The sequence below is a fragment of the uncultured Methanobrevibacter sp. genome (assembly GCF_902770715.1).
Classification (GTDB): Archaea; Methanobacteriota; Methanobacteria; order Methanobacteriales; family Methanobacteriaceae; genus Methanocatella.
The window spans coordinates 15,681-38,854 of record NZ_CACXTS010000014.1 but is presented as its reverse complement, the minus strand read 5'-3'; the positions used below and the strand labels follow the sequence as shown (position 1 = coordinate 38,854).

The 23,174-nt window shown below is 32.3% G+C and carries 26 protein-coding genes; 4 read left to right on the top strand and 22 right to left on the bottom strand.

Annotation, left to right across the window (positions count from 1 at the left end; genetic code table 11):
• Positions 1 to 90 precede the first annotated feature (90 nt).
• Positions 91 to 216: a hypothetical protein gene (locus QZU81_RS05805; protein WP_295590241.1), complete on the top strand. Its 126-nt coding sequence runs from the start codon at positions 91 to 93 to the stop codon at positions 214 to 216.
• Positions 217 to 249: 33 nt separating this feature from the next.
• On the opposite strand, the gene QZU81_RS05800 is transcribed toward QZU81_RS05805, so the two are convergent.
• The 12 genes from QZU81_RS05800 to QZU81_RS05745 form a co-directional block, all read right to left on the bottom strand.
• Positions 250 to 792 (bottom strand): hypothetical protein, encoded by a 543-nt coding sequence (locus tag QZU81_RS05800; protein WP_295590239.1) that lies wholly within the window; start codon positions 790 to 792, stop codon positions 250 to 252.
• Between the two features lie 93 nt (positions 793 to 885).
• Positions 886 to 1,833, bottom strand: a complete 948-nt coding sequence (locus QZU81_RS05795; protein WP_295590236.1) for a hypothetical protein — start codon at positions 1,831 to 1,833, stop codon at positions 886 to 888.
• An 80-nt stretch (positions 1,834 to 1,913) separates the two neighbouring features.
• The gene (locus tag QZU81_RS05790) at positions 1,914 to 2,903 is read right to left on the bottom strand and encodes an XkdF-like putative serine protease domain-containing protein (protein ID WP_295590233.1); all 990 of its coding nucleotides are present in this window, start codon (positions 2,901 to 2,903) and stop codon (positions 1,914 to 1,916) included.
• A gap of 116 nt (positions 2,904 to 3,019) precedes the next feature.
• Positions 3,020 to 3,451, bottom strand: coding sequence for a D-Ala-D-Ala carboxypeptidase family metallohydrolase (locus tag QZU81_RS05785; RefSeq protein WP_295590230.1), 432 nt, complete (start codon positions 3,449 to 3,451; stop codon positions 3,020 to 3,022).
• Complete coding sequence (locus QZU81_RS05780) at positions 3,432 to 3,641, bottom strand: hypothetical protein (RefSeq protein WP_295590227.1); 210 nt, start codon at positions 3,639 to 3,641, stop codon at positions 3,432 to 3,434. Before QZU81_RS05780 ends, QZU81_RS05785 begins: the two co-directional genes overlap by 20 nt.
• Positions 3,642 to 3,900: 259 nt before the next feature.
• Entirely contained in the window at positions 3,901 to 4,452 is a 552-nt protein-coding gene (locus QZU81_RS05775; RefSeq protein ID WP_295590226.1) for a DUF6808 domain-containing protein, read from the bottom strand.
• Entirely contained in the window at positions 4,418 to 4,750 is a 333-nt protein-coding gene (locus QZU81_RS05770) for a hypothetical protein (protein ID WP_295590223.1), read from the bottom strand. The genes QZU81_RS05775 and QZU81_RS05770 overlap by 35 nt, the downstream gene beginning before the upstream one ends.
• A 58-nt stretch (positions 4,751 to 4,808) precedes the next feature.
• Positions 4,809 to 8,615 (bottom strand): hypothetical protein, encoded by a 3,807-nt coding sequence (locus QZU81_RS05765; protein ID WP_295590220.1) that lies wholly within the window; start codon positions 8,613 to 8,615, stop codon positions 4,809 to 4,811.
• Between the two features lie 61 nt (positions 8,616 to 8,676).
• Positions 8,677 to 11,562 (bottom strand): hypothetical protein, encoded by a 2,886-nt coding sequence (locus QZU81_RS05760; protein WP_295590216.1) that lies wholly within the window; start codon positions 11,560 to 11,562, stop codon positions 8,677 to 8,679.
• Between the two features lie 10 nt (positions 11,563 to 11,572).
• Complete coding sequence (locus QZU81_RS05755) at positions 11,573 to 13,003, bottom strand: hypothetical protein (RefSeq protein WP_295590213.1); 1,431 nt, start codon at positions 13,001 to 13,003, stop codon at positions 11,573 to 11,575.
• Between the two features lie 21 nt (positions 13,004 to 13,024).
• Entirely contained in the window at positions 13,025 to 13,528 is a 504-nt protein-coding gene (locus QZU81_RS05750; protein ID WP_295590210.1) for a hypothetical protein, read from the bottom strand.
• 3 nt (positions 13,529 to 13,531) lie between these two features.
• Positions 13,532 to 14,083 carry a hypothetical protein gene (locus QZU81_RS05745; protein WP_295590207.1) on the bottom strand — a complete coding sequence of 184 codons (552 nt, stop codon included), beginning with the start codon at positions 14,081 to 14,083 and terminating at the stop codon, positions 13,532 to 13,534.
• Between the two features lie 55 nt (positions 14,084 to 14,138).
• Between QZU81_RS05745 and QZU81_RS05740 the strand changes: the two genes are divergently transcribed.
• The gene (locus QZU81_RS05740) at positions 14,139 to 14,633 is read left to right on the top strand and encodes an NUMOD4 domain-containing protein (protein ID WP_295590204.1); all 495 of its coding nucleotides are present in this window, start codon (positions 14,139 to 14,141) and stop codon (positions 14,631 to 14,633) included.
• Between the two features lie 207 nt (positions 14,634 to 14,840).
• Here the strand turns inward: QZU81_RS05740 and QZU81_RS05735 are convergent, their stop codons facing one another.
• From QZU81_RS05735 to QZU81_RS05700, 8 genes are all read right to left on the bottom strand, one after another.
• Complete coding sequence (locus QZU81_RS05735) at positions 14,841 to 14,999, bottom strand: hypothetical protein (RefSeq protein WP_295590201.1); 159 nt, start codon at positions 14,997 to 14,999, stop codon at positions 14,841 to 14,843.
• A complete protein-coding gene (locus tag QZU81_RS05730) occupies positions 14,948 to 15,634 on the bottom strand; it encodes a hypothetical protein (protein ID WP_295590198.1) in 687 nt (228 codons plus the stop codon). The genes QZU81_RS05735 and QZU81_RS05730 overlap by 52 nt, the downstream gene beginning before the upstream one ends.
• A 62-nt stretch (positions 15,635 to 15,696) precedes the next feature.
• The gene (locus QZU81_RS05725) at positions 15,697 to 16,962 is read right to left on the bottom strand and encodes a terminase large subunit domain-containing protein (protein ID WP_295590195.1); all 1,266 of its coding nucleotides are present in this window, start codon (positions 16,960 to 16,962) and stop codon (positions 15,697 to 15,699) included.
• Entirely contained in the window at positions 16,952 to 17,446 is a 495-nt protein-coding gene (locus QZU81_RS05720) for a hypothetical protein (protein WP_295590193.1), read from the bottom strand. The genes QZU81_RS05725 and QZU81_RS05720 overlap by 11 nt, the downstream gene beginning before the upstream one ends.
• 3 nt (positions 17,447 to 17,449) lie before the next feature.
• Entirely contained in the window at positions 17,450 to 17,773 is a 324-nt protein-coding gene (locus QZU81_RS05715) for a hypothetical protein (protein ID WP_295590191.1), read from the bottom strand.
• Between the two features lie 4 nt (positions 17,774 to 17,777).
• A complete protein-coding gene (locus tag QZU81_RS05710; RefSeq protein ID WP_295590189.1) occupies positions 17,778 to 17,906 on the bottom strand; it encodes a hypothetical protein in 129 nt (42 codons plus the stop codon).
• Between the two features lie 189 nt (positions 17,907 to 18,095).
• Positions 18,096 to 18,683, bottom strand: a complete 588-nt coding sequence (locus QZU81_RS05705) for a hypothetical protein (RefSeq protein ID WP_295590186.1) — start codon at positions 18,681 to 18,683, stop codon at positions 18,096 to 18,098.
• On the bottom strand, positions 18,659 to 19,204 hold the full coding sequence (locus QZU81_RS05700; RefSeq protein WP_295590183.1) for a hypothetical protein: 546 nt from the start codon (positions 19,202 to 19,204) through the stop codon (positions 18,659 to 18,661). The genes QZU81_RS05705 and QZU81_RS05700 overlap by 25 nt, the downstream gene beginning before the upstream one ends.
• Before the next feature lie 331 nt (positions 19,205 to 19,535).
• Between QZU81_RS05700 and QZU81_RS05695 the strand changes: the two genes are divergently transcribed.
• Positions 19,536 to 20,906, top strand: a complete 1,371-nt coding sequence (locus tag QZU81_RS05695; protein ID WP_295590181.1) for a phage integrase SAM-like domain and Arm DNA-binding domain-containing protein — start codon at positions 19,536 to 19,538, stop codon at positions 20,904 to 20,906.
• Positions 20,907 to 21,064: 158 nt separating this feature from the next.
• Here QZU81_RS05695 and QZU81_RS05690 read toward each other — a convergent pair whose 3' ends face one another.
• Positions 21,065 to 21,856, bottom strand: a complete 792-nt coding sequence (locus QZU81_RS05690; RefSeq protein WP_295590179.1) for a hypothetical protein — start codon at positions 21,854 to 21,856, stop codon at positions 21,065 to 21,067.
• Between the two features lie 417 nt (positions 21,857 to 22,273).
• Entirely contained in the window at positions 22,274 to 22,489 is a 216-nt protein-coding gene (locus tag QZU81_RS05685; protein ID WP_295590176.1) for a hypothetical protein, read from the bottom strand.
• 188 nt (positions 22,490 to 22,677) lie between these two features.
• Here QZU81_RS05685 and QZU81_RS05680 point away from each other — a divergent pair, with 188 nt between their 5' ends.
• Entirely contained in the window at positions 22,678 to 23,055 is a 378-nt protein-coding gene (locus QZU81_RS05680; RefSeq protein ID WP_295590174.1) for a hypothetical protein, read from the top strand.
• The last annotated feature ends 119 nt before the right edge of the window (positions 23,056 to 23,174 follow it).

Sequence of the window (23,174 nt, the reverse complement as noted above, 5' to 3'; positions counted from 1 at the left end):
AATATTTCTTAATTTGAGAAAATTTAGTATTTTTACCCACGAATCAAAGATTCGTGGCATACAATAATAATTTATTATAAACATATAGTTATGGGAAAAATAGTTATCAAAAACGGAATAAAATGGGATTATGATTCAATATGGAATCGTTATACATTTATTGAAAAGGTTGAAGAAGAGAAACCTAAGAAAAAGAAAAAAGGTGAAGACATTTAAATCTTCACCTTATTTTTTTGCACTAAGCCTAAATTAGTCAGCAACATTTGCAAGCAATGCAGTAACAGCTGCTTCACTTAATGGAAGCGGAGATTCTGCAATATTACCTGCTAATACAATCTGCAATCCATTGGTATCAGAACCACCTGCAAGAGTTGCAGTTTCAGCCTCAAGTGGGCTAATTCTTCCGAATCCAAGATAGTTGCCATCAGCAGTTTTCACAACAACGAAATAACGTCCAAGTGAAAGAGCATCAAGTGAACCATGCATACATTCGTCATATTTACCAGCAACGTTAAATGTAATTGAAGCGTTGCGATACTTGTTACCATTATCCTCTACAACCAATGTATCTTCGAAACTTGCAGAATTCTTTGTAGGCTCAATATGGTATACTTTCTTTCCAGTATCAAGTGTAACAGCAGTGATGCTTTCGCAACCTGCGCTATCTGCTGAAATTGCAGGAGTACCACTTAATTCCTCATAGTTAACCAAGTAAAGGTCAACAATCTCTGGAAGTGAATAACCACAAGAAGTTGTACGAGTAAGGTTTCTATTTAAAGCACAAATAGCCATAATTATATAATTATTTTAAATTCTTATTTTCTTTTAATATGGAGGTAAACCCTATTGTTTACCTCCCGACTCTCTATTTAATGGTTTTCGTTATTAAGGTTTTGAAACAACGAATAACTCAGGAAGTATGATACCAACAGCGATATTAGAGATAGCAAGAACTCTGAACATATTGTCACCAGTCGTATCTCTCATATCAATAAGTTTATATTCGATATGTGAATCAAATGTATCATAACCAAGAACAAGGTTTCTAGCAGGGCCGAATATGATAGTGTTCTTTGACTGCATTGTTGGGATAACCTCATAACCCATTACATAAATTCTGCCATTCTCTCTAGCGTAGTTAGAGAAGATAGACTCCTTATTTGGGCAACAAACCTTACCAAGAGCAACCTCTAAAAGACGAACATCCTGATGGTTCATAAATATCTTGTAACCCTCGGTGTCAACCTCTGCATTACCAGCAACCTCAAGACCCTTCATTATAACTGCTTCAACCTGAGCAATTGCATTGTCAACTGTGATTGTAGCACCTGAAACCTTGGTTACACCACTGTTACCTGCAAACTGCTTCTCGATACCATCAACAGCCTTTAAGTAAGTCTTAGATGTTCCTGTATAACCAGTATCACCTTTCCAGAAAATTTCCTGATATTCCTGACTCATCTTCTTACGAAGTTTTGCGAAATACCAATCAGCAAAAGTCTGTGGGATTCCACCTCTTAAACTGATTTCAGTTTGGTCAACAAGGAATGTGTTCCAGAATGTGTCATAACAGTTTTCCTGATTAACCTTAATAGCAGCAGGCTCAATAAATGCCTCTGCAAGTGAAGCAGCACCAGCAGGGGTGAAAGGACAGGTGTATAACTGCCAAGCATCACCAATCTCACCAGTGTACATCTTCATCTTACCTTTTACTCCGTCCATGAAAGTAATTCCATACTGACGAAGGTCGATGTCGTAGATGTCCTTTGAAAATATTTCCTGTGCCTCTTTGCCACAGTATGTCAATCCACTAACGTTAATGAAATTTGCCATAGTATTAAATTATTTTTTCTATATTATTTTTTTACTTTTATTTTACATAAACATACTACATTTTTTTTTGTTAAAGTATGTTATGATATATATGCTCTCATTTGTTCTCTCCAAGCAGCATATGTGTCTTTTGGATTAGGTTTTGCAGTTGTTGAAGCAGGTTTTGCCGATGGCTGTTTGCCCAAGTCCTTAATTTTATCCTTCAAACCTGAATTAACCTCTTTCAATGCCTCAATTTCAGCCTTTAAATTGTTAATCAGTTCTTCCAAATGATTATCCTCTTTCTTTGGTTCTTCCTTTGGCTCTTCCTTTACCTCTTTTGGCTCATTTTTAGGCTCTACAGGCTCTTCTTTTGGCTCTTCCTTTACTTCTGTAGGCTCTTCAGGTTTTGGCTCTTCTACGGGCTTTTCCTCTTCCAATTCAATATTGGTAGGCTCAATCTTATGTTCCTCAACAACCTCTTCTTCATTTTTACCTAGGGCTTCAAATAATACGTTCTTTAACTTCGCCCAAAATGTTTCATTTTCTACTTCCATGTTATCGTTATTTTCAACTTTATTAAATTCTTCCAAATGTATTGCACTTTCAACACTAAAACCTTTAAGTTCTCCTGACTTAACCCTTTCCCATGTATCAATGTTATTAACTTTCATTCCTACCATCCAAGTATTCTTTGGAACATTGAAACCTAATGCATTTGCCTTATCCCTATATGGGTCTTCAACAATCCAACTTTCGCAAACATAGACTTCATCAACATTTTCCTCATGTTGAAGATTTACCTCATGTTGTTTGTAGTTTTTCATAAATTCTTGGGACATTTTCACAATGCTTTCCTCTGTAAAGTTAATATAGAATTCTTGTTCGCCATTATTTCTATAAATGTCTTTATTTGGGATTAATGCAGGGCCATAACAAATATGACGTTCATCAGATGATAATTTAACTTGAACTTCATCTTGCTTGGATAATGCAACATAATCAACTTCAATAGCCGGTTCTGATACCATTGATATTTTGTAAGTTTCAGAATCTAATCCAACCTTATATTTCTTTATTTTTTTAGCCATATTGTACAATATTTTTATATTAAACATATGTAAAGCAAGGAACGTGACAAAAATTGTCACGTTCCATTATCATCAGTCCTTTTATTAGGTAGCGAGCCCGGCACCAATGACGTATATTATTTCAAATGAAGAATTTGATTATTTGGTTTTCCATTGGTTCTAGGAAGACTAACATGAACCCAACTATAACCGTATTCATCAATTAATTGACCAACTTTCAATTCTCCATTGCTTACCATCTTTTGAATAAGATTGAACAGAGCCTTATTCTGAGCCTTTGAGCCTACTTTTATATCTGCTGCTTCCCCCAACCTATGTTGGCTTGTTTTAGAGCCTCCTACGGCTTTATTTAAGGCTTCACAGCGATATGCAGACGTTACCACAACAGCAGAACCCCACTTATTTCTAATTGGTTGAAGAATTTCTTTTGCCAAACGTATAAGTTTTTCCTTTATTTCTTTGTCCGGTGTGTTATCAATTCCCAATCTATTAGCAGTAGGACTATAGATTAATTCATCTAAAGCAAAATTAGCCGTTATTTTCTCCATATTCTTTCCTTACAATATAAAAATTATCAGTTATATCCCTAGCAAATATATGGTTTCCAAAGTTTGTACCATTTGATTCAAAATAATATCCTTCTGGCAATACATACTCATATATCGCAGGATATATTTCATTCCTTTCGATTTCAATTGGATATTTACAGTCTATATATTTATACATCATCATTTTCATATCTTAAACATATTAGAATTAAAAAATGGCTATTACAAATTTGGATTATAGTAATAGCCGCCTGTTGTCATACAAAATCTTTGGTAATTCTTAAAATACCATTTAATAAACTTCTTAATCTTTCTCATAATTTCCTCTATTTAGTGTTTTATTTGCCCTCCAGGGCGTTTTCTCTAAACAGATGGATAACTATAAGGGTGCGTAAAAATTAAGGGCTTAAATCGTAAAAAATGTTAATTTGATGATTTATGATAAGAAATTATAAATCAAAACTTCCTCCAATGCCCAAATAAGGCTCAAACTCTTTTGATGTAAATCCATAGCCACAACCTGTTTGTAAACCAAAATGGAATCTATTCCAGAAAGTTTTCTTTTTGGTTATATACTTTTCTATAGTCACAGTGTTGGTAATTACAGTTTCTTGCCTTTTCCATTCGGCTGAGATAGAGTCTAATGTTGGATTTTGTCCTGAAATATAACTCTTTAGTATGATTGAATCGTTTGCACATGTAAGAGTGTCTTGATATTGTTTATTTTCAGTTTTAATTAAAGTTTCGCTTCCATCTTTCTTATAAAAAGTATCAATTTTAATTGTTTCAATATACTTTGGAACTGGTTTTTCTTTAATTATATACAATGTGGTATCTTTATAAATTGTATCTGAATGATAAACAGTATCTATTTTATTAACATGTAAAATATATTCTTTAATATTATTATAATTATTATATAAAAATATAGATAATATACATGTTAATATAATTAATATAATATATTTAGTCTTCTTCATCTGTTTCTGGTATTTCTTCAACGTCAACGCCTTTTCTCAATTTTTCCCTTTCAATCAACATTCTCTCAGTATGGGCAATATGTCTGTCGATTTCTCTTTTCATATTTCTTGATTCTGCATTAAAGTACATTGAAACTCCAAATACTGCTGCCGAATATGTCATTGCTTGGCCTAAAATCCACAAAATGCTCTGTTCTGATAATAAAAGCGGAACAAAAGCTGCCATACCAGTAAGAACCCATCCCATAATGAATGCAGCACAGGCAGATATAATAGCCAATTTTTCTTTTATGTTTAGGTCTTTAAACGTAATTTTCATATCTTTTTTTTCTAAACATATCGCATAAAAAATGGTGGTCGTTAAACCACCATTTCATTTATAAGCCTGCTAATGTCCTAACGTATCTAACTTGTTCCATTCTATTTTCAATATCAGTTACTGTTACGTAGATTGGTCTATTTGAATAATTTTCAAATGATTGTATCAATCTATCATCAAATGCATCAATTGAATTTGGCAATGTTGGAATATAGCCACCATCTTCAAATTTTGTTTTAATTCCTGAAATATTTCTCTTAATATTGCCTGAAGAATAGAAATCAATTAAATCAGAAACATCAACTTTCTTTTTCTTTGAATTTATAAACTCTAACAGGTCAATGTTTTTCTCTGTTGATAATCTATTTGTTATAAATTCTCCGCCTTCTATTGAAGCCCTTCCACCAAGAACAGGTATTCCACCGTCTCTATGTCTGTTACCAACTGCAACGCCACCTTCAAGTTGTCCACCCTTTGCATAAGGTTTTTGTTGTTTTGCAAGCGCATATTGAACCATTCCAAGAGTTGTTGCCAATGCTCCCATCGCAAGACCAACAGGAATAAATGGTTGTGTTGCAAGACCATTTGCAGTTGCCATTGCTGTTGAAACCATAATTTGCATAAGATTACGCTTATATTCAGCTTCTCTTCTTTTCTTTTCAAGGGCTTCTTGTTTTCTTTCAGTGGCTTCTTTTTCTTTTTGAATTCTCTTTTCTTCTGCCTGTGCTGCCCTCTGTGCTGATATTTCAGCGTTTAACTGGTCAATAAGATGCTGTCTTCTGTCACCTCTTGAATTTGCAAGTTCATCTTCAATTGAATCAACATTTGATTTATGCTTTTCAATTATATCCTGTTGTTCATCAAGTTTTTTATCAAGCATTTCATTATATTTATCAAGTTCCTCTTGTTCTTTATCAAATTGATAATCCTGATAATCTGATAATGCATTCATTACAGTTTGAACAGCTTGAAAACCTGCTTGAACATACTGATTTATGGATTGAATAAACTTTCCAATTTGGTCTCCAATGGTTAATTCCCTCTTAACCTTATCCATCTTCTGGCCAACATCTTCTACAAATCTATCTAATTCCCTGTTTGCATTTTGGAATTCATCAAACGAAATCTCTTTAGCATCAAGTTTCTTTTGCAAATCATCTTTTAATTTAACAATATCTTCTGCTAACGTTTCATATGATTTTAAAAGATTTTCATTATTCTTTTTTGTTTCTCCTATATTATATATTCCCCAAGCATTATAAACAGGTTGTTTTGATTCAAGATTTGATATTGCAGTTTGGAAATCTCTTAATTCCTGAAGTCTTTCTCTATAGTAATTAGCATTTGTGTTTTGAGAATTTTTTATTTTATCCTGTTCAAGTTTTTTAAGTTTCTCATCATGAAGCTTTGTTATCGCTTCTGTCCTATCACTATGTTCTTCAACCAACCTGCCTAAAACTTCATAATATTGTTCTGCTGTTATCGTACCTGCTGAATATTGCAAATATGTTTGGTGCTTCATATCTTCTGCATGTGCAGCGGTATCCCTCAATTCCTTCTGATAACTTTCATTTTCAAGTTTTAATTGTGCATCATAATTTGCATTAGCAGAAGCGATTTCTGTTTCTATTCTTTTTTTCCAATAATCTTCAATAGTTTTAAGCCTTGCTTCATATATATCACTAAGTTGCCTATTTATTTGTTTGTCAAGGCCAAGACTCTCCTGTGTTCCTTTTGATAACTGATTTTTGCCTTGTACGCCATATGATGATGTTATGTCCCTTCCATAAATGTCTTTATAAAACAAATTGCCTTTGCCCTGTTCTAACTCTTGGGATTTAACTTCGCCACTTAAAGACGTTAAATCAGCCATTTTACGGGTTGTTTCAAGGGAATAATTATATATATTATCCCACATATCCCTGTAAGCCTTTTCAACCTTTTCAGCCCACTCCTTTTTAGCATCATATATCTTTTTGTCATACAGTTTATTGATTTCTACCTGACGTTCGCCAACCATTATACCATCAGCTTCAACCTTTGCAAGACGTTGTTTTCTTTCCTCTTCCAACTGCGTAAGGACTTTATTTAATCCTTCCTTCATATTGGCTATTTTGAGGTTATTAAGGTCTCTTTGAGCCTCCAATTCGTCTCTATTATCCTGCTTCTGTGATGCTAACGATTTTTTATTATTCTCTTCCCTTTCTCTTCTTTCATCTTCCCATAATTTTCTTTGCAAATCTTTGTATTCATCACTTCCCTTTTCTGTAAGAGCAAGCTGTTTTTTAAGATATTCCTGGGTACGCTTATGAGATTGGCCATACTTTGCTTCCTCATCTTTAAGAAGTTCTTCATTGGCTTTCTTTTGGTTTTCCCTGACTTTCTTATTATGTTCTGTCTGTTGCCTTTCAATTTCTTTATGATAGCCTTTTTGGTAATTTCCGACAACATCAAACGTTTTTTTCAAACCATTAGAAATAATATTTGGAATTTCAGAAAAATTGCCTTCAATAAGAGCCTTAATTGTTTTTGCAAGTGTTGCAAATGGTTGAACAATAAAATTCAATACAGCACTACCAACACCAACAGCCGCAGCCCTTATTTTTTCAAACCATGTTTCAAGATTCTTCAATACAGGTACTGTATCAGTCATCCATTTATAAATGTCCTCCCAGTACGTTATAAGTGTTGCAATTGCAGATATAACGAGTCCAATTCCAATGGCTTTTAAAGCCACAGATAAAGCCTTTGTAGCAACAGTTGCTGTTGAAGTTGCTGCTGCTTGTGCTGTTTCTGCTGCTGCAAGACCCTCTGAAGCTGTCTTTCCTGCTGTTGTTGAAGCATTTAATGCCTCTTGTGCCTTATTTGCTCCTGTAAGTTTTTGAACAAAAGAATCAATTGCCGCATTACCCTTTGATAGCCAACCACCAATACCTTCTCCAGTATTCATCTGTTGGTTAATCTTCTCAATGCCTTGCATAACATTCTGTAATGCTACCAACTTCTGGATGCTCTTCTCTATTTCAGAATCATCAAACCCAAATAATGCAGAAAATCCTTTTGTAATAGAACCAATTGAAGCAATTGACTGCATCGTATCTAGAAGGTTATCCATAGCCTTAGAAGATACAGTAGCATCCTTAATATCACTATTTAATGTTGCAACAGCCTTTTGCAAGTCCTTAAATTCCTTAGTTCCTTGCTGGCCATTAACTGCCATTGTTTTAAGTTCATTACCAAGTTCTTTTGCAGCTTGCTTTGCATTATCAAATTCTCTAACAGTACCACCAACATTAATTTTAACCTTGCTAAGACCTTCTGCAACACCTTCAGCATAGTTACCAACATTACGGCCAAATTGACCGTATGACTCTTCAATCTTCTTTAAAGAATCATTCAGTTCTTTTGCTCTTTGTGTCATTTTATCCAATTGGTCAGTGTCACCAAGGTCAACAGTTTGCATTGCCGATTTAATATCAGCAAGTTCCTGTTTCATACCCTGAATTGTGTTGGAATATGACTTTGCTTGCAATCTTTCAGTTGCGGCAATTGATTTTTGGTCATTATCAACCTCTTTTAATACATCTTTTGCCGCAAGGTAATTCTGATAAATTTCCTTTGAATGGGCAATTCTCTTTTCTTCAAGTTGTTCAATCTGCTTCTGAATCTTTTCCTCTTCTGACAATGCGCCAGTTGATGATGATTTTGAACCACCACCTGAAGAAGTTGAACCAACTTTAACTGCCTTTCCTTCCAATGCCTTAATCTTCTTATCAAGTTCTCCCAAAGAAGAATTAAGGGCATCAACAGCTTTTATACTTTCCTGTAAACCATTAATAACTATGGAATATGTCTTATTAGCCATTTTAAATAAATATTTTTATAAACATATTAAAAAAAGGGAGAAGTAAAACCCTCCCTTTTCATCATACCTTCTTTATCATCTTTATTTCTGTTGTATTCTCTCCGGATGGGTCAAACCCACTTATTTCAACAGGTATATATATATCAGAATCAAAATGTATTGCAGCACCATTCTTTATCATCTTATATTCATTAGCTGATATATAAGCTTCAACTATAACATAGTTTGAACTCAAATATGGTGTTAAATTGAAATATTCAGACAATAGTGATTTTTCCGTATCTTTATATGATAAATTAAGCCCCTGATATTCATTTGTTGGTATATATATATTAACTATTTCAGATGGGTATGTTCTTGTATATACGTAGCAATTAGTATATTTAGGAGCAAACCAAAATCTTTGAGTTAAACCATATCCATCATGTTTCATAGATTCAGTGTAATCATATCCATCAATCATGTATTCTTCTTTTGAAATAACAGGTATTCTTAATATTGTTGGTTCAACTCCCTCTTGCTGATTAAAATTGCTATCAACAGGAAACCATTTAAAATTATCGTACCAAGTGTAACTGAATTGAGTATTTTTATTTGACTCTTCTGTTACATATGAATCATCATTCAAATAAACTGTTGTGAATCCAGAATCACCATAATCCTTCCAATCATCATCGTTAATATATTCAGTAGGAACTGTAATATAAAAACCATGTTCATCTGTATCTATTTTATATCTTACAGACATTGATTTGGGGTATTCTATAATTGAAGATTCTGCTTCTGATGTATTAACTCTATTATCAAGGTCAACAACACCTATTCCCAATGGTTCAAATTTCTTTTTTGAATTAATTTCAACCCTGTTTCCATTCTGAACAAATTCAAAATTGAAAGCATCAATAACATTCTGCATCCATTCGCTTACCTTTTTTTCATTGTTCAAAAAATTTGTAACTTTTAAATTTACAGGAAATTCAACAGTTGCGTCATATCTATTTGCCTTATCAGCTTTTAAAATATCATAATGTCTTGGAGAAAATGCCGAAATGCTCAAATTAACTTGTGAGGTTGTCTCGTATCTTACAAGGCCACCATTAGTTGTATGATAACCCCTATGAACAGCATATAGTTGTAAAATATCGTTCTTTTTAAGATATACCATACAACTCAAATAACCTGTCATATTTCTTTCTGTTGCATTTATTCTTGAAACAGGAGTATTGATATAAGTATTTTCGTTAAATCTTGTTTGTTCTGTCAAAATACTGCTTGAACCTTCTTCCCTGTATAACTTTGAATAGCCTATTTCAGGATAAAATGATTCATTCTTTTTTGCATTCGATTTACTCCAACTATAACCATTCTTCATAACTGCAACAGTTCCACCTTTCATTGAAGAAAAGCCACAAATAAAAGCCTCTGAAACGGCTTGGTCATATGCCATTATTTCATTGTCATTATAAATATAACCGTATTCTGCATAAGACCATCTTCTACTACCCTCCCTTTCAAATGCTCTGCTTCTTTGACCCCCAATTCTTCCACTGGTGGTTTCTGTTGATTCTGTTCTAAGACCTCCAATTCTTTCTGATGTATTTCTATATCTTAAATCATTCTCTTTCGTTGGAAGTTCTGCTCCATATAAATCTTCATGAGGAAAACAGGTTTGCCAATTCTGTTGATTTGGGTAGCTATCCCAAGCAATAGAATCATTTGGATTTCCATCAACATAAGATGTATTATTCTTTCCCTTTATTAATTCAATATTATCGCCATAATTTCTAACCAAATGTATTTCCAATGGTGTTATTTCAAAAAGACCGGGTGCTAATTGCAAATCTTCCTCATTTAACTCTTCTTCTGCCTGGCTATATCTTGTATATTGTGCGGCTGTTATGTTTGATGTTGTATTAAGATTTGAAGTAACGTCCATTTCTATTTTATAAAAACCATCAGCAGGAATAACAATTATATGTTCATCAGGTTGATACATATATGTTGATGCAGATAAGGTCACATTTCCTTTTTCCAACATATCATAAATCATAATATCCTTAAAATTGTATTCTTCTGCAATATCAAATGTTGTTGTTGATTGTTTTGCTGATATTTTATAATAAGGAAATTGCAATTCCTGAGCGTAACCACTTTTTGACACAGTAGAAAATGAAGTTGATAGTTTCACAGAGCCAAACTTTGGATTACCAATGTTATAATCAGGAGTTTGTCCGTCAGCAAGATTTGTTGACATGAATATTGAATTCAAATTTGGGTTATTGAAAACATCTCCACCAACAGAATACCCCTTATAGTTGAAAGACTTTTTAATATACTCCAACATATTAAGTGAAGGGGCAAAACTCTCAACGTACCACCTATTATACTTATCAATGTCATACTTTGATGTATAATCACTTGCAACATCATCAGAGTTGTAAGGTGTCTTCTGAAAAGCACCATAGCTTACCAATGGAAATTTAACCATTTCTTGCGGTACGCTATTATAATAGTTAATTGTATATTGATAATTGCCTGCACCTTCAAATGGAACAGACCAATCTATGTCTGATAATACCGTATCGCCAAATATTTCTTCAAGTGAATATGTCTTAACGCTAACAAGATTACACTTATATTTTTTAGACTTGAAGCCATTAAGCGTTAATGTTCCTTGAAATATTAAAGTCCCATCGCCATACACCTCTGCATTGAACCTTGCTCTGAACTTATTTAACTTTGAAAGATTATTTGCATAATTAAATATCTTATCGTTGTTTGGTGTGCTAGGTATTTCAAATTCAAAGGAATATTCAGCCTGAGTTGAAGATATTTTCTCAGGGTCATAAATGGTGTTTTGAAATCTTAGATTTAAACTATCCTGAGATTCCAATTCAAGTAAATTACCATTTACGTATATTTCAATATAATGAGATTTATATACCATATCAATTTAATTATATTAATGAAGGCTCTTGTGAATAATGATATTTAACAGTAGCTTCATATATGTTATTATTATTTGTTTCTTCAACTGATACAGAATCAATTATAATACCGTATGTTTCTCCATTTCTTTCAACCCAAGCATCTGTTGTTTGCATAAGGTCATTGAAGATATATTTTCCATCATTCTCAAATAAATGAGATTTCAAAGAAACAGTATATTTTACATCATTGTTATATATTTTTTCCAATTCATTCTTTTCATCATCATAATATCCGAATATATTCTTTTGATATGTTTGAATATCAACATCCCTTGTTTCAGATTTTTGTCCAGTAAAATCGAAGAATGAAATACCCCCATAAGAATTCCTCCAATATATTCTCTGATAATATTCTGTGGCCTTTATTGGTTTAATAACATTATATCTTATTGTCTTTGTACCAAGGTGAACGTCAATATAAAAAGACTGCTTAAACCTCTCAGAATATCCTGTACTTGGAGCGAGGTCAATAGTTATATCCCAAAGTTTTTTTGAAGAATCTGTATTTGTCCAAGTCATTACAGTTACAGTTTCAAGAATATTACCGGCAGAATCAACATAATCTACAGTAACATACATTCTCCCTTCATTACCATTATAGAATGAAATAGGTATGTTTGGAGAATATACATACAATAAAGAGTTATTTTCAAATCCCCTTTCCGTACCTCTTTTAAAATTCTGAGCGACATTGAAAGCATCAATATTTATATATTTATTCCCCTGATTAACCATATACCCAACAGTTGAATAAACATCATCAATTTTATTCAAAAGAGAATAAACCCCATCTTTTAATTTATTTATAGTTAATTCAAACGGTGTCACTTTACCCGGTTCTGATAATGTTGATAATATTGGAGAAATATTAAACGAAGCATCAGAGCCATAATAATTTTTCTCCAATGTGGTAACATATTCATCATTTGATGTAACGTCAACTATTATTTTTGAATTATACAACGTACTTTCAGCTGTACCATCAACATAAGAACTTACAAGATATTGATTGGAAATGTTTGTTTTTAAGATATTGCCATTATTAATACTTGAGCCAATATTCTTTGCAACAGTTCTAACAATGTTTCCTTCAATTTTTACATTGAAATTTGCTGCAATTGTCGGACAACACCTCAATGCTCTAGCAACAGAAGCAGCTGTTGAGGCAGTTGACTGCGAAACAAAGAAATTCTTTCCAACAGCCATATTTGGGTCAAGAACATTTGTTATTGTTTCATTAAATAGTGTAATATACCATTGTCCATCTTTTGTTGTTAGACTTGCTAAACCTGAATTAAATTGTAAATTATATATTGTATATGTTCCACCAGATGAATCCTCAACCTTCAATATATTTGGAATGTCTGTCAAACATACAATATTTGAAGGATTCTGCAAATTATTTAATTTAATATCCATTTATTCAAAAAATTTATCTATATCATACATTATTTTATCAAACACCCAATCAGCCCACTTATCAAAGAAATCATCCAGAAACGGCAATATCTTTGAAACATCATCATTCTCATCGTAATTTATAAATGGTCTTGGGGCTATCTCCCTACCATCAATCAACATTCTCTTATACAGGTAGAAAACAATCTGATTCTCGGTCATATTTCCCAACCTTATATGCTTTCTCCTTACCCAATCTGTGATATTCTTGATGAACTGTGATGATGTACCCGGGAATCTTCCTGTTCTTTTCCAACCTCTAACAATATATTCGTAATAATCTGCAATTTGAAATACAATGGTTTCATCATCAACTGCCTCAACCTTTATAGACCTTTCCAAATCAGAACCAATAAGGGTATTTGAACCTGTGCGAGGATTAACGCCAACAGGAGAATGAAGCCTTAATATGATTTCATTCTCAATCTGTTTTGCCAATATCCTTAATTCCTTTTGCAAATCCATATATTAACAATGTGTTCTTGGTAAATCTATAGGTTTTAAATTTATTTCTCCTATATTATTTTCAATTAAGTCAATTTCATTATCCTGTTCAGGTGTATACGGTTCGTCATTAAACCATTCTTCGACTTCACACAAATTAATTGGAGAAACGGCATTAAGAACAACACTTACCTTTACGCCTGCATTACTATCATCTGTAAATCTATCCAAAGTTAAAATGCTCCAATCGTATAATGAAATTAAATTCTGAAATTGAGGCATATTGTCAATATACGCCAAAAAATTAACAGCTGCATTATAACATCTGTCTTGAATATCAAGCACACTATCAGGAGTTTTATCAGGAAAACCTAATATATACACTTGAAACTCTATTTTATTGATATTTGTGGTTAAATTATATTGGCTATGAGATATGTTATCAATCCAACATTGCAACGTTTTATTGTTGTTCTGTTGGTTTATAAGGTCATCACCCGTATATTTTACATAATTTACACCTTTAAAACGGCTTAAAACACCAATTAATGCTTCAACAATTTCTTTATAATACATTTTTTTTGTATATTTGTATAAACTATTATTAACTTTAATTTAAACATATTAACCTATGGAAGAATGGAAAGATATAAAAAACAAAAATGGCTATCAAATAAGTAGCGAGGGAAGAGTTAAATCAATTGAAAGAACAGTTGTTAGGTCTAATGGAAGAAAACACTATGTTAAAGAAAAAATATTATCAACATATATTGATAATAGAGGCTATGAAAGATGCGGTATTGGAAAAATACATAAACTAGTTGCAGAAGCGTTTGTAGATAATCCAAATAATTATAGTGTTGTACACCATAAAGACCATAACAAACTTAATAATAAATCTGAAAACCTAGAATGGAAGAATGAAACAGAACATAACCAATCTCATGGAGGGCAACACCCTTGTAAAACTGTTCACCAATATACAATTACTGGAGAATTAGTTTCAGAATATAAATCAACACAAGAGGCTTCAAGACAAACTAATTATCCATATGGCAACATAGCAAGTGCTTGCAGAAATAAAAATCAATATAAAGGTTTTAAATGGTCATATGAAAAAATGTGATTTGTTAACAAAATGTTAATGGTTTATTACAACTTGGTTGATTCAAAATAAAATATTAATTTTGCACTGTCAATGGTTCGGGAGAATAGTTGACAGGCGGTTCGAGAGAATAGCCCTCTTTATACATTTAATTTGATTATAATTAATTTTGTCAAAAAAGGGTAGGAAGTGAATCCTACCCTTTTTTCATTATTATGCTTCATAATATCATCTATGTTTGCTTTTTGCTTTTCTGATTGTTTCTTGGAATTGGTCTTCAGCCTCTTCCATATCTCCCTTCTGGATAAGATATGTAAGATAGGTGAATGCATCTGTCAGGTAGATTTGATTGACCTGAGCGATTTTTTCAATTTTTTCATCTGCCAATTCAAAGACAATTTTTTGAAAACCCCAATTTTCTCCAAACTCTCTATATTCTGCTGAATGTGGCTTATTCCTTCTTCCACCGCTGAATACATATGGGAAAGTCTCTCTGATGCTATGTATAAGTTTAAAAAAAAACTTATGATTGGTAATATCTTCATTACCGGCTGCTTTTCAAACATTTCCTTTCTCTTTTCAAATACCTCCGCTTCAAATTTGGAATCATATATTTCATCTTTCTTCCTGCATAATATTGCCAACATTGAAGCATAATCATGTTTATCAGCCTTTAATACGTTATCAATGGCAACATATTCTCCCAGTTTCAACTTTTCCATAAAATTAATTGAATATTCCTCACCATCAATTACAATTTTATTGGTTGGCTCTCCAACTTCAGGAGTTGTTGCAAGAAACACAAGATGAGTTAATATAACATCAAGAAATTCAGCCGGTAAAGCATTAATTTCATCCTCTGTTTTGTCTGTAAGTATATTAAGAACGTCTCTAACATCAAATTTCTCATCTTTGCCTTCATAATATCTTTCAATTTCTTCATATATCTTCAAAGTTATATCATTCCAAGACGTTGGAACATTCCAGGAGCCAAAATCTTTAATTATATCTTCATTTTTCATTATTTGATAATGTTTTTAAACGATACGTGGCAAAAATGCCACGTATCTTAGTGTATAATTATTTATATTACCATTCTATATCCACTTGTTATCATAAAATCTACATTTGGAGTACCTGATAATTTGAAATCTTCCTTGCATTGCATACATATTCCCAATGATGTAACAGTATCATCATGATAACCTTCCTTTGCGGCATATGTTATATTACCTGTCTTTGTTAATTTAAACGTAAATGTCGCCAATTCAGAGTATAATAAAGTATTATCCTGTTCAAAGTGTATCTCATTGTTAGCAATAGCGACTGCAAGAAGAGATATATACTGCTTTTTCGTTTCATTTGTGGTTGTAAATGTGTAGAAATTGCTTTTATTTATCAGTTGCTTCTTTATTTCATTGGCCATAACCTCACCAATTGAGTTATTTTCAATATATGTTGCTACAGGCTTATATTCATTGATGATTTTTGCAATTTTGGCATACTTCATATCCAATGTTCCATCAATCTTATATTGTTTAACCTGTTTATCTGCATTTATAATTGATACAATTGTGTTATCTTCACCAACTGATGAAGGGTCTACACCAATCCAACACTTTCCCTTTTCAAACTTTCCATCAAAACAATTCTGAAAATTGGGAAATACGGTTAATGCATTATCAAGAAATTGCACTTCAAACTCCTGTTGAAAGGCTAAAGGTGGATAGCCTTTCTTTAATTCCTCAATTTCTTCTTTCTTTATTAAATCATCATCATATATTGAAGCTGTTAATTCCCTATATCCTGATGTTTTATTATATGCCTTTAAATATAAATCATAATACATTCCCTGTCTTCCATTTGGTGTTGATATAACCAATACTTTTGGCTTTCTCGCCTTTATAATTGGGAATATGACGTTATAGTAAGGGTCACTTCCATCAGGCAATTGTGAGGGAAAGAACGCTGCTTCATCCATTACCAATAATCCTGATACAGTATTACCTCTGATTGATATTGGTGATTCCATTGAGAAGAACTTCAATGTTGCGCCATATATTGATTCAATCTTTAAATCCTGAGCATTAGCCTTTTTGATAATACCTGTTGTTTCAAGTAATGCAACTAATTCTGCAAATACCTTTTTGCCCTGAGCAAATGTTGGTGATATATAAGCATTAAATGAATTTGACTTGCAAAGATACTCAATCATCATGATTTCAGCGAACACAGTCTTACCACACTGTCTGCTCCATCGAGCAATCAGAAACTGTGTTTCTTTATCATGCATTATATCATATGCTTCTTTTTGTTTTCTTGTTAAATTAATATTGAAATTAATCTTCATTCTTATCAAAGCCAAAATTCACAGTGACACCACCTTCTTTATCACTGTTTATTTGTATCGCAGTCTGAGGTTTATCATTTATACCTCCAAGTTTCATTATTTTCTCTAGCGCTGCCAATGCATTTGTTCTATCACCTTCTTCAACTGCATCATTATATACAGCCAATATCTTGCTATATATTTCAGACCTCAATTCCTTCATATCAGCTTCATAATCATACATCATCCTGTCTTTGGCAGCAGATATATAATCAAAGGCTGTTCTGGAACCAATTGCTTTCTTTTGGCCATCATATTGACAATTTGCAAACTTCTGTATAATTTCAGAACTAGGTATGCCATTTACCATATCACAATATACTTGGTCAACAATATGGTCTGCTGTAAGCCATCTTTGCCTTTTCAATGGATTTGAACCTTTGATTGCAGCTTTCCTTTCCTGATATGTTGGTAAACTATGTGATTTTGAAAAATTACTAGGCATATCTTAATTCTTCTTTGGTCTACCCACTCTTTTCTTTTCCTCTACAGCCTCATTATTAGGCTCTACAGTGGGTTTATTTTCTTCCTGAGTATCATTCTTCGTCTCTTCTGTTTCTTGCTGTTTAGCGAGGCTTTTAAAACGTCTTAGAGCATCTTCAAGTTCTGTTATTCTACCTCTTAAACAACTACCACAATTGGTAACATTTACATTCTTTTCCAAAACCCTGTTATAAACATCTGTTACTTGTCCTCCATCAGCGTAATAGCCTTTGTTTCTTATTTCAATAAATTTCTCAATTAAACTAATATCTTCCTTTGTAAATTTCATATCTTTAAACCTTAATTGTCTTATTTTTCTGGTCAATATGCATTGCAATTGCTGTCAATATCGCCAATATTATTCCTGAAAACATGAAGTAATACCAATCAAATGATAATCCAATTACCAATGATATTCCCATCAAACTCCAAAATGTTAGGCACTTTCTGCAATGGAATGGTGGGAATTGAAGCCATTCAGGTAATCTTTTTATTTCCGTCCAATAATATACTACAGGTATTACAATTAGATATATTATGAACATTAATGAAAATTGTAAAAATAGTATCCACATACTTTTCTTATTTTAAACATATATTATTTCGTAAAATTACAATATATCACTGTATATATCATCAAATTCATCTTTTATATCCTGTTGTTTAACATTATCCTTTAACCAGTTCTTAACATCAACAACCTTTTGCCTGCATCCCTTTATTCCTGTCTTCTCTGCCAACTGTGCGTATGTCATATTGGTGAATGTCTTTAATCTGAATAAATAGAAATGTTCATCATCAAATTGTTCTTCAACCTTCTTCATTAGATATAGTGTGGCGAAATCTTTATATAAATCTGATTTCAACTTTTCTTCTGATGTTAATTTGGAATTTAAATATACCTCATTATGTTTTGACAGGTTTGTTACGTTTGCATCCCTTTTCTGATTCCTTGCGTATTGTTGTTCTCGTTTTAGATTACGTTTAAATGCCTGAAACATAAAGTTCTTGCATCCTTGATATGATGAATCTTTCATTTCACCATTCTTATCAATCAGGGTATAACATTTAATAATTGTGTCTTGGAATATATCTTCATCAAATTTCTCGCCAACTGAATCACAATATGACTGTAGTTCTTTCTTTATTGTTTCATAGTTATCATTTACAGTATTTATGAATCTTTTTCCGTCTTCCATTCTTCTCCCACTCTCTTAACTAAATTATAATTGGAATCATATATTGCAGCATCAACCAAATATAATCCCTGTCTGTTTCCAAATTCCAATGTTTTATATCCTTTTGAATTTATCTTTAGATTTAAATGTTTCCTAGGTCTTACAGATAATTTTGATAAATTGAAGATTAATACCCAACCATTTGCAAGGAAATTAATATATAGTGGTTCTAGTCCGTATGCTACGTAATCCATTAACATATCTGATACCTTATGGTCTTCAATAAATATATCATCATCAATGTATGGTTTTCCATTCTGTGTACAACCTGATATTTTACCATTTGTTAACAATACTTGGTTCCTGTTCTTTAACTCAATGTTAAAAATTCTATCCATTGAATAGCCTGTAGCATCAGTATAATGCTTTATTTCTGTTTCCTTGATATGCTCAAAGATGTGTGTCTTTTCATTGAACTTGATTAATTTATCAAAGTCATTTGATTCATTCTCTCTAAAATATTTATCGTTCTTTTCTTCCATTCAATTTATATTTTAATCATTATCATATATAAATATCATGGAAAATTCAAAAATACTCAGAAATAGAAAAAAATTAATCTCATGTGTGCAAACATGAGACATTTCTTATAAATAATAAGATTACCTAACTGATAATCAATAATATACAGGCTTAAATACTACTTTCGTTCTGAGAGTTTCCTTCCATATTTTGAATGTTTGTCTTTCCCTTTATTTATCAGGGTTTTGATTATTTAACTTAAAATATTTCCTGCGACAGATTTTTCTATTTAATTTTGCAAAACGAGACAAGTCAAGTGACAGGTTTTTATAATTTAAAATAAGGTATATTATGGCAAAATTAAGTAGTGCAAGTATCAGATTGGTTCAAAAAATGAATCGTCAGAATCGAAATGGTGAATATCCGATTTACATTGTTGTTTGCTTTTCAGGTCGTTGTGAGAAGGCTACCGGGGTTTCTTGTTTACCTAAGTATTGGGATGCTAAGAGAGAGATTATCAAGGGTGGCTGTTCCAATGCTCCTTTATTAAACAAGATGTTAAATGATGTTAAATCGAGGGCTATTGAGCGAAAGAATGAATTTGAGTTTAATGGAAGGAGATACACACCTCAGATGATATTGGAGAATACTGTTATTGATTTATCAGTTAGGGATGGTGATTTTTGGAAGTTATGTAATGATGTGATTAATGAGAGAAGATTAAGGGATGGAACAATAAGACGTTATACATATACTTACAGGAAGTTATGTGAATTTATTGGAAGGAAGAATTTCATTATTGATGAATTGAATACAGGTATAATTAAGGATTTTGCATCATGGATGGAAAAGACAGGTATTAAGGTTAATACTATTAAGTCTTTATTAAGTTGTGTTTGCAGTATATGGAATTATGCCATTAGAAAGAAGATTACGACAAATGATAATTATCCGTTTACTGAATTCAAATATTGTGAGAAGTATAAGGAATGTCCTAGGGATTATTTCTTGGAAGAGAGTCATATAATCAGGTTAAAAGAATATTTCCTTAATTTGGTAATTGAACAGTCAGGTGATAGTTGGAAATATAAGGAGGGTGCGCTGGATGCATTGCATAAGCGTTATTCAAAGGAATTTGGAATATTATGGTTCTTGATGTCATACAAGTGTAATGGTTCAGCCCCTATTGAATTAGCGTTATTACGTTGTACAGATTGCAAGAGGGTTACAATTGGTGGTAATGATTATTGGGCAATTGACATTAGGAGAAAGAAAACAGGTAGGGATGTTCATATTAGATTGAAGAGGGATATATTAACCATAATTGGTTTGGAACATTTCCTAGGTTTTTCAACAAATGGTTATGTTTATCCGATTATCAATTGGTCTGATGGTTTAACTGAGCGTCAAATTCTAGAGCAGTCGCATAAGATTGCGAACAAGGCTATAATAAAGGTCAGAGAGGCGTTTAAATCAATAAATGAGGATATTGCAAAGGCTAATGCTGAGAGTGATGTTGTAGAGCCTACAGTTGATGTTGACAGGTTGGTATTTTATACCTGCCGTCATTCATTTGCTCAACATTATTTATGTTCTCCTGGGTCAACTGTTAATGGTTTGGCATCGTTGATGGCTCGTTCTCCTAATACGATTGCAACATACATTAAGCAGATTACTAGGGATGAAGACATTGTTTCTTCTGTTGGTAATATGCCAATTTAAAAAAACGTTTGGGACTGTTGTTTAAGCAGTCCCATTCGTATAAATGAGAGAATTTTAAAAATTTTTTGTGTATAACCACATATATCATTATGTAGTTGGTTAACCAGTGGAATGTAGTAACCACTGATTGATGGTGGTTTAACGTCACTCCACCAACGTTAGTTATATGAATATTTGACTCTAAGCCTACAGATTTCCAAGCGTTCTTTGATGACTTTTACTTCTTCATCTGTTTTTGCAAGAGCCATCATTTGTTTGGCCTTTTGTTCAATCTCTTCCAATTTATTTCTAACGATGCTTCTGGTTATCAAGGGTTTTTCTTCCTTGGGTTTTGGAAACAGTGACTTATATTTTCTCTTATATGTTGAGAGGTTTCCATTTGCCAGAGCAATTTTCCTTGTGAGGTCGTTTTTTTCCTCATCGTTGGTTGTTTGTCTGCGTCTTTCTTGGAGGTCTGCAATAAGTTCTTTGAGGTCATTGATTTTATCATGAACCTGTTCAATTGATAGTTTATTTCTGCCCATAAGCGTTTGTTTTAATGATTCTTGCATTAATTGATTCCAATGGAGTTTTTCTCCCGTTAGGAATTGTTCTCTTTCTTGAAGCTGTTGAAGCCACTTTTGATAGATTTCTTTGGCCTGTTTTTTTGATTTAACTGGAGGTTGTTGATAGGTATCAAGTTTCTTTGTTGGTATTCCTTTTTGTCTATTTCTCCAATACTCTCGATAGTATTCCCGGTGGTTATCTCTATATACCTTTGCTTTCTGTTGAAGTTCTGCGCTGTGTTGGAGTCTATAGTTTCGTTGGTATTCTCTTATTTCCTCCCGGTGTTGTTGATGGTATTCTTTAACTCTTGCTTTTTTAAGTAGTTTCTTTTCTTCTTCTTCCTTTGCTTTTTGTCGGAGGTTTATTTCCTTCTGTTGTTGAAGCCATTGTTGAACGTTCCTCATGATGTTGATACCATTTTTGATAAGTTAGAGTGCAGCTGCACATTTGAGGTGGTTGATGTTGCATGTTGTTCATAATATAAATATTTCTAACATTGCAAATATACAAAAATATTTTGAAAAAAAGAAGAAAAAATTAAAAAAAATGAAACAATTATACGATTGTCGTAGACAATAATACTCAATGATTGTTTGATATTTGGGAATTTCCCTTAATATATGACATGATATAAAACTATCATGATATATTATAACTTTCAGTTATCATGTAATAGTTTCTGGTTTTATTTAAATTTATTTACATGATTACATGTAATATATATTATTATATATTTAATTATATATTATATAATATATTATAATAACTGGTAGTATTAATAACTAGAAGCTCTAGAAACACCCACCATTGAAAAGGGGAGCTCATTTGCTCCCCTTCATTTCAGTTATGTTTACTTCAACACCATCAGCATTATCAAATTCCCCAGTGAATATTCGATGGATTAAATCTCTACTTATTCCAACTTTTAATCCTCTCTTTTTGGCTTCATCTGCATACTTGGTTTTCTCAAATGCATGTTCATCACCATTTTTGAATTTCAACGCTAGTTGAATAAACTCTGCTGTTGCTAGTGCCAACAACTCTTCATCTGATAAATTCTTCAATTTTTTTGCCATGATTAATAAAATTTTAATTGTTAATGAATGTTTAAGTTATCTCCAGAGATATTGCAAATATACACTAAAAAACATCAAAACAAAAACATTTTCTGTTAAATTTGGTTAATTCAAATATTTTTTGTATATTTGTAAAAAATTGAAAAACAATGAAAGAATGGGAAATAAAACAGAATGAAAAATTCAAAGAGCAATACAATAATAGTGCTCAATTTAGGGCATATATTTTAGCATCAAGTTATAAAAGTCAAGATAAGAAAAAAGGATTTGATATTTCAGATAATGCAGACAGCGAATTTATTGAAAATATGTTCAAAGGAGGATGTGTATATTGTGGAGAGAAAGATTGGCATGAACTAGGGCTTGATAGAATAGATAATTCAAAAGGCCATTCGAAAGATAATGTTGTATGTGCATGCAAATTGTGTAATTGGGTAAGAAACTCAAAATTTTCTTTCCAAGAAATGCTAATGCTAGGAGAAACTATTAGAAATATAAAGAAACTTCGCAACCAGAGCCCAAATTAGGCTCACCAGTCGATTTGTTTGTTTCAGATGATAAATTATATGTCTGAGAGAAAATAAACGCTTCCAGGGGCTTTATTTTCATTTTAACTTTTTTAATAAAAATTTCTTTTTTTGAAAAA

Bases quoted from the DNA above. Each gene is read 5' to 3' on its own strand.
- QZU81_RS05805 (WP_295590241.1), top strand. From the start codon at position 91: ATGGGAAAAATAGTTATCAAAAACGGAATAAAATGGGATTATGATTCA.
- QZU81_RS05800 (WP_295590239.1), bottom strand. From the start codon at position 792: ATGGCTATTTGTGCTTTAAATAGAAACCTTACTCGTACAACTTCTTGT.
- QZU81_RS05795 (WP_295590236.1), bottom strand. From the start codon at position 1,833: ATGGCAAATTTCATTAACGTTAGTGGATTGACATACTGTGGCAAAGAG.
- QZU81_RS05790 (WP_295590233.1), bottom strand. From the start codon at position 2,903: ATGGCTAAAAAAATAAAGAAATATAAGGTTGGATTAGATTCTGAAACT.
- QZU81_RS05785 (WP_295590230.1), bottom strand. From the start codon at position 3,451: ATGGAGAAAATAACGGCTAATTTTGCTTTAGATGAATTAATCTATAGT.
- QZU81_RS05780 (WP_295590227.1), bottom strand. From the start codon at position 3,641: ATGAAAATGATGATGTATAAATATATAGACTGTAAATATCCAATTGAA.
- QZU81_RS05770 (WP_295590223.1), bottom strand. From the start codon at position 4,750: ATGAAAATTACGTTTAAAGACCTAAACATAAAAGAAAAATTGGCTATT.
- QZU81_RS05765 (WP_295590220.1), bottom strand. From the start codon at position 8,615: ATGGCTAATAAGACATATTCCATAGTTATTAATGGTTTACAGGAAAGT.
- QZU81_RS05760 (WP_295590216.1), bottom strand. From the start codon at position 11,562: ATGGTATATAAATCTCATTATATTGAAATATACGTAAATGGTAATTTA.
- QZU81_RS05750 (WP_295590210.1), bottom strand. From the start codon at position 13,528: ATGGATTTGCAAAAGGAATTAAGGATATTGGCAAAACAGATTGAGAAT.
- QZU81_RS05745 (WP_295590207.1), bottom strand. From the start codon at position 14,083: ATGTATTATAAAGAAATTGTTGAAGCATTAATTGGTGTTTTAAGCCGT.
- QZU81_RS05740 (WP_295590204.1), top strand. From the start codon at position 14,139: ATGGAAGAATGGAAAGATATAAAAAACAAAAATGGCTATCAAATAAGT.
- QZU81_RS05730 (WP_295590198.1), bottom strand. From the start codon at position 15,634: ATGAAAAATGAAGATATAATTAAAGATTTTGGCTCCTGGAATGTTCCA.
- QZU81_RS05725 (WP_295590195.1), bottom strand. From the start codon at position 16,962: ATGAAGATTAATTTCAATATTAATTTAACAAGAAAACAAAAAGAAGCA.
- QZU81_RS05720 (WP_295590193.1), bottom strand. From the start codon at position 17,446: ATGCCTAGTAATTTTTCAAAATCACATAGTTTACCAACATATCAGGAA.
- QZU81_RS05715 (WP_295590191.1), bottom strand. From the start codon at position 17,773: ATGAAATTTACAAAGGAAGATATTAGTTTAATTGAGAAATTTATTGAA.
- QZU81_RS05710 (WP_295590189.1), bottom strand. From the start codon at position 17,906: ATGGGAATATCATTGGTAATTGGATTATCATTTGATTGGTATTACTTC.
- QZU81_RS05705 (WP_295590186.1), bottom strand. From the start codon at position 18,683: ATGGAAGACGGAAAAAGATTCATAAATACTGTAAATGATAACTATGAA.
- QZU81_RS05700 (WP_295590183.1), bottom strand. From the start codon at position 19,204: ATGGAAGAAAAGAACGATAAATATTTTAGAGAGAATGAATCAAATGAC.
- QZU81_RS05695 (WP_295590181.1), top strand. From the start codon at position 19,536: ATGGCAAAATTAAGTAGTGCAAGTATCAGATTGGTTCAAAAAATGAAT.
- QZU81_RS05690 (WP_295590179.1), bottom strand. From the start codon at position 21,856: ATGAGGAACGTTCAACAATGGCTTCAACAACAGAAGGAAATAAACCTC.
- QZU81_RS05680 (WP_295590174.1), top strand. From the start codon at position 22,678: ATGAAAGAATGGGAAATAAAACAGAATGAAAAATTCAAAGAGCAATAC.